We start from the raw sequence: 18,418 nt of genomic DNA on the forward strand, positions 1-18,418 counted from the left end.
CTCTTTTAGATTAAATTTCTAATGATGATAATATATTATCTATCTAGAACAAAACTCTTAGCCAATGCTAGTGATTCTCGTGCATAAAATAGTGGTACTAAATATGATACAGTTTTACTACAATATACATTGATATTTTCGTATCCATTTCTTTTAGCTAACATACTACTCCTTAAAGCATGAAAATCAGTTGTAACTATTTTTACAGTATTTTCACCTATGCTTTTTTTGCTATGTTCTTCGATTTTCACTTTAGAATATTTGAAATTTTCATAGGTATTTTTTGATTTATCTTCTTCAATTATTTTATCGCTAGACATTCCATTTTTTATTAAATATCTCTTCATAGCTTCCGATTCTGGTATTTTTTCATCCGACCCTTTTCCACCTGATACAACTACATATGACTTGCTATCTGATTCTTTTATGTATTTTAAAGCAGCATCTAACCTATGTTTTAAAGTCAAACTAACACGATCACCGTGATGTAAACCTGCCCCTAATATCATTATATAATCTGTACTTTCCTCATTATTCTTTGGATAACCTACTATCATAACCTCAAATGCCATAAATATAATCAATCCTACTGATACCACCATTACTAATATTTTGTTTAATTTAATAAAATGTATATTTGATTTAAATTTCACTTTCACAAAGTGATATATAATTAGTAATATACCTAAAAATCCTAGTGTTTCACTAAATGCTACAATTCTGTTAGTAATTAGTTTAACTATTATGCAGTAAAAAATTATAGCTATTCCTACAATTAAATCTATGTACTTTCTCAAAATAATTTTAACCCCCTTAAAATTTTCTAATTTCGCTACATTGTAATTATTAAAATATTATAATACAAAAGTTCATGCACTATATAACAAATAATTTTAATGTTCTTTAATAATTTAACATAAATAGATGATTTTTGGTATAAAATGGATTAAAATTAGCTTTATATGGATTAAAAAAACTGGATTCACCAGTTTAGTATCAGTATATATACCAACACAAACTAATAAATCCAGTTATACACTAAGTATTTACTTAGTACTATATTCATTTTCTAAAATATTTCTTAATGATGAGAACATCCTTCATGATTACAAGTATAATTACTTGGGAACTCATTAAGTTTGTTTTCTTTAAGCATTTCAACATTTTGAGATATACTACCTTCACAAGCTTGGTAAACTTTTATCCCCATAGAATCTAATTTAACTATAGCCCCTTGACCTATTCCACCAACTATAACTGCATCTACTGTTTCTCCTGATAAAGCTTTTATTGGTTGGCATTTACCATGTTCATGACCTAAGTCTCCATTACCTATGCTTCTAACTTCATTGCTATCTAAATCACATATAACGAACATTGGAGCTGATCCAAAGTGGTTAAAAGGTACGCTATCCATTCCATTGTTTTCTACTACTGGTATACATATTTTCATTTTGTTTCCTCCTCTAATTTTTTTTTACAACATCTTTTCATTGATTTACAATTACTCTTACAATTTAAGATATTAAATTCTTGTATTCCAAACATACTATGTTTTTTTATATCTTCATCAATTAATAAATTCATAAATTCCATAGAATTTTGAAGTACCTCTTTGTTTATGTTGTATATAATGTAATAACCTTCTTTATGTCCAGTTATTATATTAGACTGTTTTAATATTTTTATATGTTGAGAAACTGCGGCTTCTGATATTCCTATATGCTTTGATATACCTTTTGCACAAACATTTTTACTATTTAGTAGTAACAAAATTTGTAGCCTTGTTTCATCTCCCATAGCTTTAAATATATTTACTATCTGTTTCATATTCACCTCTTTTTAATTAAGTAATCACTTAATTAAAGTTTAGTCCTTTTATTCTCTTCTGTCAACCTAATTTATGGTATTATATTTTAATTTTATATTCTAAAAAATTTTTCAAATAGAGGTCTTTATTGTATAATGAATAAGAAAAAGTTTAGAAAGAAGGTGCCAAGTTGTCAAAACGTGAAATAAATAAAAAAATCGTAAAATACAATATCCTATCTAATACCCTTGGATATACAATCACAATAGGAATAATAACAGTATTATTTATCATATTCAAAGAAAAATTAATCCCATACAATAATATAATAAAACCTATTTACTTACTTTTATTTATATTTGCTTTATTTGAATCATTTATAGAACCTTTTATAGATATCAAAACATACAAATATGAAATCTGTGACAAAAAAATACAATACACTCAAGGAATATTCTTTATAAAAACAGTTATGCTACCAATAAACAGAATACAACATGTTACAATGACTAAAAATCCACTTTTAAATAAACTCGACTTAGTTAAAATTGAAATAGCAACTACAACAGGTAGCCACTATCTTAGAAATATTTCTGTCGATGAAGGTGTATACATAGTAGATAAAATAACAGACATGCTATTTTGTAACGTCAAAGAAGAGGAATCTAATCATGAACTATAAAAGAAACTCATATTTTGTATTTCTTAAAAATACTGTATCTACTATAAAGAGTTTTATTTCATTACTAGTTTTTGCAGTTTTATTTTCAGATTTAGCTTTAAAAAACATAATATTAATAGGTTGTGTTTTTATAGTTTTAATATTGATTTATAATATATTAATTTGGAGAACTGATATTTATTATATAAAAGACGATATTTTATATAATAATAAAGGTTTATTTATAAAAAAAGAAGTAAAAATCCCACTTAAAAATATTGCTACTGTAGATTTTGAGGAAACTTTTTTACAACGAGTGCTTAAAGTAACAACTTTAAAAATAGATACATTTAATGTTTCTGACGGACAAGATCTAAATGTTGTTCTAAACAATAAAGATTCTATTGAATTTAAGAAAGCTTTAATAATTACAAATAATGAAGTTATGCAAGAAGAAATTGTCTCAGAGCATATAAAAGTTGATGAAGAAGTATTATATCATTTGGATAAAAAAGATTTGTTAGTTTTTTCAACTATTAAAGGCAGTTTTATTTTCATGATAAGTACTTTAATTTCTCTATCTACTTTAATTTCAGAAATTGGTGAAGATAATATAAACAATTTCGTGGAAAGTATTTCTCTTTCAACAATTGTTTTGTTTGTTATTACTTTAGTTTTAATAGTTATTTTAAAACTAGTAGCTATAGCATTTAATTATTTTAAATATTATGATTTCAAATTAAAAAAAGATAATAGTAAAATTCAAATAAGCTATGGATATTTTACAAAAAAGAACTATACATTAAATTTAGATAATCTTCATGCTATTAAAATCAAACAATCAATAGGTCAAATAATCTTTAAAAAATCAACTTTAAGTATCAGTACTTTTGGATATGGAGACGATAAAAGTGAAGAAGCTATCTTATTTCCTCACATAAATGAAGATAATGTAGATGATATATTAAATGGATTATTCCCTAAATTTGTTTACAATGGCGATAAACATAGAATTAATAAAAAATATAAATTTAGATATAAATACGCTCGTATCGGCTATAACAAAGATATATTGTATTTATCTGGTGGAATATTTAAGAAAAAAACTAGCTTTATAAGTATTGATGCTCTCGATGATATTTGTATGAAGCAACTTTTCTTTCAAAGAAATCGTTCGTACTTCAAATTAAAAGTACACTATAAATCAATGAAAGCTTTTGATTTACGCGCTATAAAAGGGATTGATAAAATTCATTTTGATGAATTAAGTAAATACTTATTAAATTAAAAAGATGAGGACAAGTTTATATAAACTTGTCCTCATCTTTTTATATACTTTTTTCTAACTTTACTTCTCCATCTACTATATTAATAATTCTATCTGCTTTACTTGCTATATCTTTATCATGAGTTATTACTATTAGTGTTTGATTGTATCTTTTAATAGACTCCTTTAACAAATTCATAACCTCTTCAGTTGTTTTGCTATCTAAGTTTCCAGTTGGTTCATCTGCTAATATTATACTTGGCTTAGTAGCCATAGCCCTACCTATTGCAACTCTTTGCTGTTGACCTCCACTTAACTGACTTGGTAGGTGATTTGCTCTATCTGTAAGACCTAGCATTTCTATAAGTTCATTAATATATACCTCATCAATATCCTCATTTCCTAGCATTAAAGGAAGTTCTATGTTTTCCTTAATATTTAAAACAGGTATTAAGTTAAACTGTTGAAATACAAACCCAACTTCTTTTCTTCTATACTCCGCAAGATTTTTATCTGACAACTTTCCTATATCTATTCCATTTACATTTATAACCCCACTACTGGCTCTTTCTAAACCACCTAATAAATGTAGCATTGTACTTTTACCACTTCCACTAGGCCCTATTATTGCAACAAATTCACCTTTATTAATCTCTATATCTATATTTTTTAAAGCATCAACTTTTATATCTTTTTTACCATAGCTTTTCCCTAAGTTTACAGTTTCTAATATACTCATTTTTCTCCTCCAAATGTTTGATCTTATATATTTTTTAAATAACCTTAATCTATAATATTAATAGACTCTACTATACTACTATTGTTTAATTTCTTAGCTGGTATATAAGTGGCTAAAACTCCTATAATTAAGTTTACACATATAACTATTATGTAATCTATATATCTTATGGCAAATTTTATACCAAAATCTGCTGATTCAAAGTTATTATACGTTATAACTTGCATAATAAGTGATACAATAACTACTACTACACTTGAAACTATTCCATAAAGCAGCCCTTCAAATATTATCATTTTATTAAAATCTTTATTGTTAAGCCCAACAGCTCTTAACATTCCAAATTCACTACTTCTAGACATTATACTGTGGCTTATATTGTTTACTACATTCACAAGAGTAATAATAAATAATATAAAAGTTATTCCCATGTTGTATATTCTAGATTTTTCATACATAGCATTAGAATTTTCTCTTTCAGCAACTATATCTCTAAGCATTGCCCCTTTAACTTTTGATGTTACCTTTGAAATTTTTTGTTCTAATACTTTGTGGTCTGCACCTTTATCCATATTTACATTAGCTGCACTATATTCATTTATGCCAGTATTCTTCTTAAATATATCTTGACTAACTATTACATCTACACAATTATTGCCTGTATAATACATTTCATTCATATATTCATAATTTACTACAGCTCCAACCTTAAATTCTTTGTAAATATACTCTGAGTCAGTATCTTCCATAGTATAACAGCTTTCATTAAACACTTTATTTTCTCTAAACTTAATCTTAACAATATCTCCAACCTTTACATTTACTACATTTTTTCCACCTATGCTACCCTCATTATCTTTATTAGCTTTTGGAACATAAACTACTGCTAAGTTTTCTTTTTTCATTTTTTCTATATTTATCTCGCCACTATCAATATAATCATTTAATTTTTCTAAAGCTCTATCATCATAACCCCTTAGATTATTTTTTAATATAAGCTCTTTAGTTTTTTTATCTTCAACTAAATATCCTTTAAAAAGGCCTTCTCCTCTTGGGTCTTTATTTATAATGTCAAAGTACTTTTGATTTGAAATATTGCCTTTGTCCATAATCATTCTTGAATACAAAATTTGAGAAGTCTCTAAATTCTTAACTCCATCTATATTTGAAATTTCATCTAAAGACTTTTTATTTATACCTTTGTTCATATCTTCATTATATACATCTATCATAAAATCAGAATTCATGTTCATTGCTCTCTCACTAACAAAATCATCAGCTTGAGACAAATAACTTCTATAATTTGAAGTAATTAATAAAATTCCACAAATACTCATAGATAACACAATCATAACAAAGCTCTTTTTATTTCTAAATATGTTTTTAAAAGAAATAGCTTTATATGTTTTTATAAACTTTCTCAATGATTTTATACTAATAAAACTTCTTTTTATAGAATTTGAATTTAAATTTTTCTTTATAGAATCTATTACTGATAATTTTTTAATTTTTCTATATGTAAAATATGAAATTATTAAAACTATTAATGCTATTGATACTATTGAGCCTAATATTATCTCTACTGGGAATTTCATCCCAATTTTTGTTACTTCTCCATTTAAAACTACCGTAGTTTTAACTTTATCAGCAATTTTTCCAAATATTAATGCTCCGCTAAGCCCTGTTATAAGTCCTATTGGTACAGATATTATAAACAATGTAAATAATTCATCTAAAACTATTTTAAATATCTTCAAATTATTTGATCCAACTGCTCTTAGTATCCCGTATTCACTAACTCTTAAATATACTGATATATTAAATATTCCATATATAACAATTCCACAAACTAAACTTATCAATACCAAAAGTTTTACAGATTGCAAGTCTATACTAGTAGTCATAGTTTCTATGTCTATCAAATCATCCATTGATTTTATTTGTTCTTTATCTATATTTGCATTTTTTGCAATTTTATTTATTTCACTATTTATATCAGTTCCTTCTTTAAAAGCTATTTTAGCTTGTATAACACTTGATTTGTCTAAGCTTATAGGTGAAAACATTTCCATTACACCCATTGATTTAGTTCCTAATCTATCACTCATAATTCCTACTAATTTAAATTTTTCTTCTTTGTATCCACCATTTCTATCATCTATCTTTAAGTTTATTTCTTCGTTAATCTTAGGTTCTATCCCTAGATTTCTTAAAACCCAAACTTCAGCTACAATTTCATTAGATTGCTTGGGAAATCTACCTTCAGTTATTCTGGAATTATTTTTTATATAGTCCTCATTAGCTTTTGCAATTCCCACAATTTGATTTTCTTCTTTTGATGTAGTTTTATCTATACTATATAATCCTAAGTTTTCTATATTTTTATTTTGTTTTATTTTTTCTACCTGATCTTTATCTACTCCATCAATCTCTACATGATACATTCCACTATTGTATTTCATTTTTTGTAATTCAGCATAATCATTAGTTCTGCTTAAAGTTCCCAAACCTACTATAAGCCCTATAGATAAAACCATACTAAGTATTATTGCAATGGATCTTTTTTTATAGGCTTTTATATATCGAAAGCCTAAGTTTAGTTTTTTTCTCATCTCTTACCCCTCCATTAATTTGTGATAGTTCTTTTGTCTTTTACAAAATGAGTATATATTTAATTTTACATAAAAAACCATATTTAGTAACATTGTACACTTTATGTTATAAATTCTTAATAATTGACTTATTTAGTTATAAATTCTTAATAATTATATAAATATTTATATGTTTTACATTTTTAATAATAACCAAAATGTATTAAATTATCTGAAAATAAAAAATATTTAAAACATTCATTGAATTTTGTTTTAAAATATCGAATTTTGTGATATTATGTAATTACAATATAATTTAACTACAGAGGAGGATTGTAAAATGGGAAATTTAATCAGCAAATGGAATCAAATGAGTTTAGTTAAAAGAATTATTATAGGTTTAATCATCGGTATTATATTAGCTTTAACGATTCCAGACACAGCAAAACCAATTGTTATCTTTGGTTCATTATTTGTAGGTGCACTAAAGTCCGTTGCACCCATACTAGTATTTTTCTTAGTAATGGCTGCCATTTCTCAACATAAGAGTGGCCAGCAAACTAATATGAAATCAATTATAATGCTTTATCTTCTAGGTACATTTTTAGCGGGACTTGTTGCTGTTGTAGCGAGTTTTATATTCCCACTAACATTAACACTTGGAGCAGGGGTTGAGAATGTTACTCCACCAGGAGATGTATTAGAAGTTTTGAAAACGTTATTATTAAATATTGTTGACAACCCAGTAAAAGCACTTTTCAATGCTAATTATATAGGCATATTATCTTGGGCTATACTTCTTGGACTTGCACTTAAAAATACTCCTCAATCTACAAAAACTATGATAGTTAATGTTTCAGACGCACTATCACAAATAGTAAGATGGATAATAAACTTTGCTCCACTTGGTATCATGGGTCTTGTATTTGATACTATTGCTACTCAAGGTATAGAATCTCTTCTTAGCTATGGACAATTACTTGCTTTATTAGTTGGATGTATGGGATTTGTAGCACTTGTAGTTAATCCAATCATCGCATTTATAGGGATGCGTAAAAATCCATATCCACTAGTATTTAAGTGTTTAAAGGAAAGTGGTATTACAGCATTCTTTACTCGTAGTTCAGCTGCAAATATACCTGTAAACATGAAGTTATGTGAAGAACTAAAATTAGATAAAGATACTTATTCAGTTTCAATTCCATTAGGTGCAACTATTAATATGGCAGGGGCTGCTATTACGATTTCAGTATTAACACTGGCAGCAGTTCACACACTTGGAATAGAGATTGACATGGGTATGGCAATAATATTAAGTGTATTATCAGCTGTAAGTGCTTGTGGTGCTTCAGGAGTAGCTGGAGGTTCATTATTACTAATACCACTTGCATGTAGTTTATTTGGAGTTCCAAATGATGTAGCAATGCAGGTAGTAGGTGTAGGGTTTGTTGTAGGGGTTATTCAAGACTCTTGTGAGACTGCACTTAACTCATCAACTGACGTACTTTTCACAGCTGTAGCTGAATTTGCAAAATGGCGTAAAGAAGGAAAAAAGATTAAAATCTAGATTTTGCTAAAAAAATATATAAACATAATAAATCCAAGGAATTAATAACTAATTTCTTGGATTTATTTTTTTGTTATAAATTCTTAATAATTATGAAATTATTTTGTAATTTTAATTTGTTATTATTTAATTGACATTGATTTACTTAAATTTAATCTTGGTTACTTTTGTTAACAATATATGGTAAATTAAGTATGTAAGAAATTTTATAGATTGGAGTAATACTTATGAATGAAAATATATTAGTTGTAGATGATGATAGGGAAATCGTTGATGCTATTGAATTTTATTTAAAGCCAGATGGATTTAATATTTTGAAAGCTTATGATGGACTACAAGCTTTGGAGGCTTTGATAGATAATAACATTCAACTTATTATAATGGATATTATGATGCCTAATATGGATGGGCTTAAAGCTACTTTTAAAATTCGTGAAAGTAAAAATATACCTATCATTCTTTTGTCTGCAAAATGTCAAGATATGGACAAGATTATGGGGCTTAATATGGGTGCTGATGATTATGTTACTAAGCCTTTTAATCCACTAGAGCTTACTGCTAGAGTCAAATCTCAATTAAGAAGATATATAAATTTAGGCAATATGAATAATACTCTAAATAATGAATATGAAATGAAAAACACATTAAGAAGTGGTGGATTAGAACTTAACACAGATACTAAAATTGTTAAACTTGACGGTGATGAAATTAAAGCTACACCTATTGAATATAAAATTCTTGAACTTTTATTATCAAATCAAGGTAAAGTTTTTTCTTCAAAGGAATTATATGAGCGTGTTTGGGATGAAGATGCTTATAATTGTGAGAAAACTGTTGCTGTTCATATTAGAAGGATTAGGGAAAAGATTGAAATAAATTCAAAAGATCCAAAGTATTTAAAGGTGGTGTGGGGAATTGGCTATAAAATTGAAAAGATTAATTAACGATAATTGTATAACTAAATACATATCATTATTAGTTATGTTTATGAGCTTATCTATTGGGTTTGAAGCTTGCTTTAATTTAAGATATAACTTTACACCTGAATTTAGACATGACTTTCTACCAAAATTTTATCTATTTGGGAATGTGTCTAGTCATCTCACATCAAGTTTATTCGATGATTATATACTTATAGCGCTAGGGTGTACTTTCATATTCCTAATTGGTCTTAATTTTTATAAAATAAATAGGAATGCCTATAGTAAATTTGAAGTTAAAATAACTTCTTTTTCATCTAAATTTCCTATAGAGATTCCAATATTTTTTATATTAGCTTTATTTCTTGTAAGATTTAGTATTTGGTCTACTACTTTGCCTTTTTACGATGATGATTTGGTATATTGTGACTTTTTTTTACTTTGGTTAACTTATTTTTATTTTAAAACCACTAGATTAAGTGATTATGATATAAAGTCTAAATCGTTTTTATATGGTTTTCTTGATAGGCATGGCAAAGAAAGTTTAAATAAAAAAATAGCATTTATCCTCACTTTCATAACAATAGTACAAATTATATTTTTTATATTTGCTTTAAACTTTTGTTCCTATCCTTATTCTACGGGAGTTATATTTTATTCTATCTCAATTATATTGTTTTATTTGTTTATTTATAAATTATTATCTCATAAATTTAATTACATTGACTCTATAGCTACAAATATCAAAAATATAGAAAATGGAGACTTAAATTATAAACTAGATGTTATTGGTAATGATGAAATGTCAGCTCTTGCAACAAGTATAAACAATATAACTAACGGACTTGAAACTTCACTTGAAAACCAAGTCAAAAGTGAAAAAATGAAAAGTGAGCTTCTAACTAATGTATCTCACGACTTAAAAACCCCTCTTACTTCTATTGTAAATTATGTTGATATACTAAAAAACAACGACTTAGACAAAGACACTATGAAAGACTATATAAACATATTAGATAAAAAATCCAAACGTCTAAAAACTTTAATAGAAGATGTTTTTGAAGCATCAAAGATAAATAGTGGAGATATTGAACTTGATTTTGAAAAAACAGATATAAAAGAACTTCTTATCCAAAGTATAGTTGAATTAGAAGATAAAATAGATGAAAGCGGTCTTGATTTTATAATAGAAACTCCAGATGATAGTGTTTTTACTTTTATAGATGGTAAAAAGACCTGGAGAGTTTTTGAAAACTTAATAGGGAATATTTTAAAATACTCTCTTTCTAATACTAGGGTTTATATAGATATGATTGATTACGATGATAAGGTTATAATAGTTTTTAAGAATATATCTAATCATAAATTAAATATAAAGCCACAAGATTTGATTGAAAGATTTAGACGTGGTGATGTTTCTAGAAATACAGATGGGTCAGGGCTTGGGTTATCAATAGCTCAAAGTATTGTAGACCTTCAACACGGTGAGATGAAAATAGATATAGATGGTGATTTATTTAAAGCTACATTAACTTTTGATAAATATTTAGAATGTGTACTTTAAAATTTACTATTTTTTAATAAGGCTTTAGATTTAAACCTAAAGCCTTATTTTTTATATATAATCTTCTATTTTGTAAGTTTCAAACGGCTTCTTTTTATACAATATAGCATCTGTTGGACATCTATGAATACATTTTTCGCAACCTATACACTTATTAAAAAATTCAATCTCTTTATCTTTCATAACTATATTTTTAGTTGGACATTGTTCTTGGCATATCTTGCAATTTATACACTTTTCTTTGTCTATGGAAAAGTTTCTTTTAGCATATTTTTTAGCATAAATTAAAAAGCTATCGTATACTAATTTAGGACCTAGCGTACTTTTCTTATAATTTATATCACTTCTATTTTCTTTTAAAAAGTCCTTAGCTATATTTTCCACTTCATTTTCTTTAGTTGCTAAAATTTGTTTCATTTCTTCATCAGTTTCTCTTTTAAATATTACGTGATAATAATTATTTGGCATTTGTATAGATGTGTTTATAACTACATCAAATCCTTTATTTTTAAGTGCCTTAGCTATGTATGTTCTATTTTCTCTATGATTTTTATCAGCTAAAGTATAATATACTATACATTTTTTAGAATCTGCTTTTATATTTTTATTTATCCAATCTAATAGTATCTTAGGCGTCATTTCTGCATGTATCGGTGAACCTACTATCAAAAAATCATATTCTTTGTTTATACTATCATTTTTTTGTATATCTATTAAATCTATATTTATATTTTCTTTTTCAAAGCTTTTTTTAAATAATTTAGCTATATGTTTTGTGTTACCTGTTCCAGAAAAAAATATTGCTGCTCCTGTTTTTAACATACTCTCACTCCTTCTTTTTATAAGCTTAATTTATATAATTAATTATACAACAATTACTTATATAATATATTTTAATTTAATAATTTATAACCATTATGACATTACATTTTTTTATATTTCAATTGTTAAAAATTGTTAACAATTAAAAATATTCAATCAATTAAGTTTACATACACACACTACTGTGCTACGATTTAATGAAATTAAACTCAAGGGGGAGTAATAAGAAATGAGAAATTTAATTAACAAATGGAATCAAATGAGTTTAGTTAAAAGAATTATAATAGGTCTAATCATCGGTATTATACTAGCTGTAACAATTCCAGATACAGCAAAACCAATAGTTATCTTTGGTTCTTTATTTGTAGGTGCACTAAAGGCGGTTGCACCAATATTGGTATTTTTCTTAGTAACATCTGCCATATCTCAACATAAGAGTGGTCAGCAAACTAATATGAAATCAATTCTAGTTCTTTATCTTTTAGGTACATTTTTAGCGGGACTTATTGCTGTTGTAGCAAGTTTTATATTCCCAATAACATTAACTCTTGGAGCAGTTGCAGAAAATGTTACACCTCCTGGAGGTGTTGTAGACGTTCTTAAGGCTTTACTTTTAAACATTGTTGATAACCCTGTAAAAGCACTTTTTAATGCTAACTATATAGGAATATTATCTTGGGCAATATTACTTGGTATTGCACTTAAAAACGCTCAACAAACTACAAAAATTATGATTGTCAATGTTTCAGATGCTCTATCTCAAATAGTAAAATGGGTAATTAACTTTGCTCCACTTGGTATTATGGGTCTTGTATTTGATGCTATTGCTACACAAGGTCTAAGCGCTTTACTTAGTTATGGACAATTGCTTGCTATATTAGTTGGATGTATGGTATTTGTAGCACTTGTACTTAATCCAATCATTGCATTTGTGTGTATGCGTAAAAATCCTTATCCACTAGTATTTAAATGTTTAAAAAATAGTGGTATTACAGCATTCTTTACTCGTAGTTCAGCTGCAAATATACCTGTAAACATGAAATTATGTGAAGAATTAGAATTAGACAAAGATACTTATTCAGTTTCAATTCCATTAGGTGCAACTATTAATATGGCAGGGGCTGCTGTTACAATTTCAGTATTAACTCTTGCAGCTGTTCACACTCTTGGAATTCAAGTTGATATAGGTATGGCAATAATATTAAGTGTATTATCAGCTATAAGCGCTTGTGGTGCTTCAGGGGTAGCTGGAGGTTCATTATTACTAATACCACTTGCATGTAGTTTGTTTGGAATTCCAAATGATGTGGCTATGCAGGTAGTAGGTGTAGGATTTGTTGTAGGAGTTATCCAAGACTCTTGCGAAACTGCACTTAACTCATCAACTGATGTACTTTTTACAGCTGTAGCTGAATTTGCTAAGCGTAGAAAAGAAGGAAAGAAAATTGAAATTTAATTTTTCTAAAAATATAATAAATCCAAGGGCTAAGTAACTAAGCCCTTGGATTTATTTGTTATTTTCTCTTTTTAGTTTTCTTTTTATTTTTGCCTTGAGCTCTTTTTTCACTTTGAGCTTTTGTTTTAGCTTCTTCTATTTCTTTTATTTTAACTTTAATTTTTTCATTTTCTCTATATGCTATGAAAAAGTCAATCAAACTTACTAAAAGTGTTGACCAAGCTAATGAATTTTTACTTACAAATGTTACTATTGATGATATAAGGAAAAATATTCCCATTGCAATCCATAAATTCCTATTTTTCTTTGAAACCATTTTGCCTACCTCCTATATGTCTACAAACATTAATAACTACTATTATAACTCAATATAGTATATAAATTTCATTTTTTATTTACTATTACAAAGCTTATTAATATGCGACTTAAAGTAGGTTGTGTATTTAGTTAAACATATCAGCTATATTCATAGTCTCAATTTTATCTACGGCATTGCCTATATAATCAGTTATTCCTTTTGCCACTTCGCTCTCTTTAATTTTATTTACAGTACCTTCTATATCTATACCGTCCGTTATATCCGATAATTTCATATCTTTAATATTATCTATAGTCTGCGAAATAGTCTGTGAAAATTTTGTATCTTTAAGCTCGTCCATTATATATGCTACTTTATCATTTTTAATTTCACTATATTTAAAACTCATTATACCTAGTGGAACTAACAATACCACTAACGTAACTGCTATTTTCTTTACTAGCCTCATAATAATCCTCCTCTGTTAATTAATAACTCTATATTACTATATTAACTTATTAACCTTAAATTAGTGTTAATTTTTCATTAAATAATTCTTAAATTTTTATTTATAAAAAACTGTAGGGTCAATTAACTGTCCCTACAGTTTTTTTAATTTAATACAGATTCTTTATAATCTATCTCTTTATTTTGCTTAACTTTATCTTTTACATAAAATATCGAAATTGCTAACCCAACTACTGCTATAATAGTTGCTATTTTAAATGATGCATTCATCCCTTGTATCTGTGCTAATGCTTTTGAAGTACTTAAACTATGTCTTGTTACTGTTGTCATTGTAGTGATAAGTATAGATGAACCTATAGCCCCAGATACCTGACGCACAGTAGAGTTTATAGCGCTACCATGTGATATTTGTTCTGTCTTAAGTGAATTTAATCCCCATGTTGTAACTGGCATTAATAAAAATGTTATTCCGATCATTCTTATTCCATACATAATAGCTAACATTGTTATTGATGTATTTTCTTTTAATGTAGAAAGTTCAAATGTTCCTAGTGCTAATAAAGTAAAACCTATTATAGCTAAAACTCTAAATCCATGCTTATCTAGCATCTTACCTGTAATCGGACTTAAAAATGTCATTGCTATAGATCCTGGTAACATTATTACGCCTGGTATCATAGCAGATAACCCTCTTACTGATTGTATATATATAGATATAATCATAGAAGCTGATGTCATTGCTACATACACTATTATTATTAGAATTGTACTTATTATAAAATTACGACTTTTAAATACTCTAAGTTCTAATAAGGGTTGTTCTACCCTAAATTGTCTTATTACAAATAATGTAAGTGATACTACTCCTACTATTAATGGGACATATGTTAGTGGGCTAGATATAGAATAATCACCTATATCAGATACTCCAACTAAAATACCTCCAAATCCAAAAGTAGATAAAATTAATGATATAACTTCAAGTTTAGATTTTTTAACTTCCATTATGCTTCTTAAGAAGAAAAACGCTAATACTATATTGGCTAATGTAATAGATGCTAATATATAAAATATTATTCTCCATCCTAAATTATCAATTATATATCCTGCTGCTAAGGGTCCTATTGCTGGTGCAACTCCAATTACAAATCCATAAATACCCATTGCTTTACCACGTTCTTCTTTTGGGTATAAATTAATCATAGCAACTTGAACTGATTGCATTATTATACCAGCTCCGATAGCTTGAAGTATTCTAGATAATATCATTACTCCAAAGTTCTTAGCAAATATTGATACTATACATCCTGCTAAGAATAAAGACATAGATACTATAAATAGATTTTTAATCGAATATCTATTTATTAAATATGCTGTTGAAGGAATCATAATACCTAAAACAAGCAAGTAAACTGTCGTTAACCACTGTGCTGTACCTACATCTACCTTAAATGTAGACATTATACTCGGTAGGGCTGACGTTAATACAGTCTGAGTAAGTGATGTTATTAGAGATCCTATCATTAATACTACTATGATACGATTTCTAGTTTTTTTATTGTCTATCAACGCTGTCATCTCCTAATTGAAGCTTTATGCTTTTTAATTTGTCTATTTCTATCTTTAATGCTTGTTCTTTTTCTAAATATGCTATCATTGCATCCATCATTAAGGAATTATAATTTTTAAAATTGTACTCTTGCTCTACTTCTAAAATAGCTTCATTAAGTTTTTTATTTAAATTATCATTTTCTATTTTAGCTTTTATATCTTTAGTTGTTTCTAAAAAGCTTTCATGTAAATCATTATTTTTTTTTGATTCGTTATCTTCTTCAACTGTGTATAAAATATTTTCTGTTATCATGTACTTGTTATGTTTTAAGTTTTCTATATTTAATTCTACCTGTCTTAAAGTAATCTCAAATATATAATCTTCATCCATATATTTTTTGTTTAAACGCTTAATTAAATCAAACTCATGAATTACACTATCAATTACAAATATAAGTTCCCATATAAATGGCTTAATTTCTTTTCCATATACTTCAATTAAGCTATCGTAATATACTTTTACTAATCTAGATTTAATGGTACTTTTTATCTCTTCTACTGGCTTTCCATTTATTTCTGAGAATGACCCTAAAATATGTAAATTGAAATACCTATTTGATTCTAGATAATCTAATATAATTTTTATTTTTAATTTTAATTTTTCTTTAGGTGTTTTTTGATTGTCTTCATCTATTAATGTAGATTGATTTAAGAATTTATTACTTGAATAGTTTAACATTTCCCCTACTAAGTTTTCTTTAGTTGAAAAACATTTATAAAACGTTGATTTTGATATCTTGCATTCTTTTACTATATCGTCAATCGAGGTATATTTGATGCCATAACTGTTAAAACATTTTTGTGCTACATTCATTATTAATTCTTGCTTTATATCCATAATAACCTCCAAAATAACTTCATAAAACTCTAAAGTACTACTTAGTACTATTCAGTACTCATAGGTACTTGGTAAGTATACAGTATATTTTTCCTTTAGTCAAATATATAAAGTCTTTAACTAAAATTAACACCTATCTACTAAACTTCATAATATATAAAGAGAATTTTAGTTGGAGGGGAATTATGAAATATTATGTTAAAGTTGAGAAAAACGTAAAAATATTTGTTGAAGATACAAATCCCGATGGTGAGAATGTTATTTTATTTATTCATGGGTGGCCACTAAACCATAATATGTATGAATATATAGTAGAAAATTTTGCATCTAAAGGCTATAGGTGTATAGCGATAGACCTTAGAGGATATGGTAAATCAGATAAGCCAAGCACAGGCTATGATTATGATAGGATGGCTAATGATATAAGACATATAATTGAGTCGCTTAAATTAAATAATATAACTTTAATGGGGCACTCTATGGGTGGTGCAATCTCTACAAGATATATGTCTAAATAAAATGCACATGGTGTAGCAAGACTTTGCCTGCTTAGTGCTGCCGTTCCTAAATGGGTCCAATCTTCTGACTGGAAATATGGATATACACTAAACCAAGTTAATGATCTTATAGATAATTTTAGAAATGACAGACCACAATCTATAAGAACAACATCTGAAACCTTCTTTTATCAGTTTACAAGTCAAGGAATATTAGATTGGTTCTTTGACATGGGTTTGGCTGCTTCTGGTTGGTCAACTATTAATTCATTAATAGCCCTTAGAGATGAAGAGTTATTTGATGATTTGAAAAATATAAAAGTACCTACATTAATTTTACATGGAGTACATGATAAAGTTTGTCCTTATCCTTTTGCAGAGTATATGAATAGTACAATAGAAAACTCTACTTTAGTATCTTTGACTGAAGGTGGTCATGGAGCTTTTTATGAATGTAGAGATACTATAAATAAATCTTTGGAACAGTTTATCAATAAAACTAAATAACACCTATACAAAGCATATCTACTTGTATTAAAATGGCGGTGAAATATTAGATTAAATATAGATTGAAAAACTAATACTTTATTAAACACAAATAAAGGGAAAGAATTTAATCTTTTCCTTTATTTGTAAAATCATTATATTTTAATTTCTTTAATTATGTTTAATTTCTTTAATATTGTGAAAATATTTCATGTGATGCTTTCATAGCCTCATCAATATCTAAACAATAAATATCTTCATTATTTTCAAATCCATTTTCTAATGCCCATGCATCAAATTCATTCTTCGTCCAGAAGAAGTTCATGATATTTCAGCAACTTGCAGCCCAGTTTTCATGTTTATCTAAATTAATATGAAGTATTCGTAAATCATCATTATTTATAGAATGTAGCTTATTATCTTTAAGCTTTATATTTATTTCCTTGGAAGTAATATTACACACAGAATCAATAGCTATATCTTGATTAAAAGTAAGTCCTACCCCTAATGCGTCTATTGCACACATTGCATTTAATTTTCTACCATCTTGTAGTGTAACTTTATGCATAGTTTCGTGTGCTGATACTGGATAAATAAAATTCACATAATTATCTTCATCGACTACCATAATGTTATTTTTTTCAAAGTAGTCTAATGTTTGTTTTATATAACTTTCTTCTAATTCCAATGTGTTTAATAGATTATTTGAAATTTCATTTAAACTAACCACAGAATTTTTCTCAATAATCATATTCATAATTTCTACTCTAATTTTCTTTTGTTCATTTTCTAATTTTCTATATTTATTAGTATTTTTCATATC

At 26.9% G+C, this 18,418-nt stretch carries 19 protein-coding genes; 8 read left to right on the forward strand and 11 right to left on the reverse strand.

Annotated features, from left to right (window positions below):
* Window positions 1–35: 35 nt before the first annotated feature.
* The 3 genes from QOZ84_RS01215 to QOZ84_RS01225 all read right to left on the reverse strand — a co-directional run bounded on the left by QOZ84_RS01215 (window position 36) and on the right by QOZ84_RS01225 (window position 1,830).
* Window positions 36–797, reverse strand: a complete 762-nt coding sequence (locus QOZ84_RS01215) for a YdcF family protein (RefSeq protein WP_284131136.1) — start codon at window positions 795–797, stop codon at window positions 36–38.
* Between the two features lie 284 nt (window positions 798–1,081).
* Window positions 1,082–1,453, reverse strand: a complete 372-nt coding sequence (locus QOZ84_RS01220) for a NifB/NifX family molybdenum-iron cluster-binding protein (RefSeq protein WP_284131137.1) — start codon at window positions 1,451–1,453, stop codon at window positions 1,082–1,084.
* The gene (locus QOZ84_RS01225) at window positions 1,450–1,830 is read right to left on the reverse strand and encodes an ArsR/SmtB family transcription factor (RefSeq protein ID WP_284131138.1); all 381 of its coding nucleotides are present in this window, start codon (window positions 1,828–1,830) and stop codon (window positions 1,450–1,452) included. Before QOZ84_RS01225 ends, QOZ84_RS01220 begins: the two co-directional genes overlap by 4 nt.
* A 170-nt stretch (window positions 1,831–2,000) precedes the next feature.
* Here QOZ84_RS01225 and QOZ84_RS01230 point away from each other — a divergent pair, with 170 nt between their 5' ends.
* The gene (locus QOZ84_RS01230) at window positions 2,001–2,492 is read left to right on the forward strand and encodes a PH domain-containing protein (protein WP_284131139.1); all 492 of its coding nucleotides are present in this window, start codon (window positions 2,001–2,003) and stop codon (window positions 2,490–2,492) included.
* Window positions 2,482–3,759, forward strand: coding sequence for a PH domain-containing protein (locus tag QOZ84_RS01235; protein WP_284131140.1), 1,278 nt, complete (start codon window positions 2,482–2,484; stop codon window positions 3,757–3,759). Before QOZ84_RS01230 ends, QOZ84_RS01235 begins: the two co-directional genes overlap by 11 nt.
* Window positions 3,760–3,799: 40 nt before the next feature.
* Here the strand turns inward: QOZ84_RS01235 and QOZ84_RS01240 are convergent, their stop codons facing one another.
* On the reverse strand, window positions 3,800–4,477 hold the full coding sequence (locus tag QOZ84_RS01240; RefSeq protein WP_284131141.1) for an ABC transporter ATP-binding protein: 678 nt from the start codon (window positions 4,475–4,477) through the stop codon (window positions 3,800–3,802).
* 44 nt (window positions 4,478–4,521) lie between these two features.
* The gene (locus tag QOZ84_RS01245) at window positions 4,522–7,089 is read right to left on the reverse strand and encodes an ABC transporter permease (RefSeq protein WP_284131142.1); all 2,568 of its coding nucleotides are present in this window, start codon (window positions 7,087–7,089) and stop codon (window positions 4,522–4,524) included.
* Between the two features lie 319 nt (window positions 7,090–7,408).
* Here QOZ84_RS01245 and sstT (QOZ84_RS01250) point away from each other — a divergent pair, with 319 nt between their 5' ends.
* The 3 genes from sstT (QOZ84_RS01250) (at window position 7,409) to QOZ84_RS01260 (ending at window position 11,119) form a co-directional block, all read left to right on the forward strand.
* Window positions 7,409–8,635 (forward strand): serine/threonine transporter SstT, encoded by a 1,227-nt coding sequence (gene sstT, locus QOZ84_RS01250; RefSeq protein ID WP_284131143.1) that lies wholly within the window; start codon window positions 7,409–7,411, stop codon window positions 8,633–8,635.
* A gap of 227 nt (window positions 8,636–8,862) precedes the next feature.
* Window positions 8,863–9,579: a response regulator transcription factor gene (locus QOZ84_RS01255; protein ID WP_284131144.1), complete on the forward strand. Its 717-nt coding sequence runs from the start codon at window positions 8,863–8,865 to the stop codon at window positions 9,577–9,579.
* Window positions 9,551–11,119 carry a sensor histidine kinase gene (locus tag QOZ84_RS01260; protein ID WP_284131145.1) on the forward strand — a complete coding sequence of 523 codons (1,569 nt, stop codon included), beginning with the start codon at window positions 9,551–9,553 and terminating at the stop codon, window positions 11,117–11,119. Before QOZ84_RS01255 ends, QOZ84_RS01260 begins: the two co-directional genes overlap by 29 nt.
* 51 nt (window positions 11,120–11,170) lie before the next feature.
* On the opposite strand, the gene QOZ84_RS01265 is transcribed toward QOZ84_RS01260, so the two are convergent.
* The gene (locus tag QOZ84_RS01265; protein WP_284131146.1) at window positions 11,171–11,941 is read right to left on the reverse strand and encodes an EFR1 family ferrodoxin; all 771 of its coding nucleotides are present in this window, start codon (window positions 11,939–11,941) and stop codon (window positions 11,171–11,173) included.
* A gap of 229 nt (window positions 11,942–12,170) precedes the next feature.
* Here QOZ84_RS01265 and sstT (QOZ84_RS01270) point away from each other — a divergent pair, with 229 nt between their 5' ends.
* On the forward strand, window positions 12,171–13,397 hold the full coding sequence (sstT, locus tag QOZ84_RS01270) for a serine/threonine transporter SstT (RefSeq protein WP_284131147.1): 1,227 nt from the start codon (window positions 12,171–12,173) through the stop codon (window positions 13,395–13,397).
* 58 nt (window positions 13,398–13,455) lie between these two features.
* Here the strand turns inward: sstT (QOZ84_RS01270) and QOZ84_RS01275 are convergent, their stop codons facing one another.
* From QOZ84_RS01275 to QOZ84_RS01290, 4 genes are all read right to left on the reverse strand, one after another.
* On the reverse strand, window positions 13,456–13,713 hold the full coding sequence (locus QOZ84_RS01275) for a hypothetical protein (RefSeq protein WP_284131148.1): 258 nt from the start codon (window positions 13,711–13,713) through the stop codon (window positions 13,456–13,458).
* A gap of 127 nt (window positions 13,714–13,840) precedes the next feature.
* Complete coding sequence (locus tag QOZ84_RS01280; protein WP_284131149.1) at window positions 13,841–14,164, reverse strand: hypothetical protein; 324 nt, start codon at window positions 14,162–14,164, stop codon at window positions 13,841–13,843.
* A 143-nt stretch (window positions 14,165–14,307) separates the two neighbouring features.
* On the reverse strand, window positions 14,308–15,732 hold the full coding sequence (locus QOZ84_RS01285) for an MDR family MFS transporter (protein WP_284131150.1): 1,425 nt from the start codon (window positions 15,730–15,732) through the stop codon (window positions 14,308–14,310).
* Entirely contained in the window at window positions 15,719–16,612 is an 894-nt protein-coding gene (locus QOZ84_RS01290; RefSeq protein ID WP_284131151.1) for a TetR/AcrR family transcriptional regulator, read from the reverse strand. Before QOZ84_RS01290 ends, QOZ84_RS01285 begins: the two co-directional genes overlap by 14 nt.
* 185 nt (window positions 16,613–16,797) lie before the next feature.
* Between QOZ84_RS01290 and QOZ84_RS01295 the strand changes: the two genes are divergently transcribed.
* A complete protein-coding gene (locus QOZ84_RS01295; protein WP_284131152.1) occupies window positions 16,798–17,130 on the forward strand; it encodes an alpha/beta fold hydrolase in 333 nt (110 codons plus the stop codon).
* A 210-nt stretch (window positions 17,131–17,340) separates the two neighbouring features.
* Window positions 17,341–17,616 (forward strand): alpha/beta fold hydrolase, encoded by a 276-nt coding sequence (locus QOZ84_RS01300; protein ID WP_284131153.1) that lies wholly within the window; start codon window positions 17,341–17,343, stop codon window positions 17,614–17,616.
* 169 nt (window positions 17,617–17,785) lie between these two features.
* Here the strand turns inward: QOZ84_RS01300 and saoL are convergent, their stop codons facing one another.
* A complete protein-coding gene (gene saoL / locus QOZ84_RS01305) occupies window positions 17,786–18,415 on the reverse strand; it encodes a MerB-like organometallic lyase SaoL (RefSeq protein ID WP_284131154.1) in 630 nt (209 codons plus the stop codon).
* Window positions 18,416–18,418: the final 3 nt, after the last annotated feature.

This window comes from Romboutsia sedimentorum, assembly GCF_030131845.1.
GTDB lineage: Bacteria > Bacillota > Clostridia > Peptostreptococcales > Peptostreptococcaceae > Romboutsia_D > Romboutsia_D sedimentorum.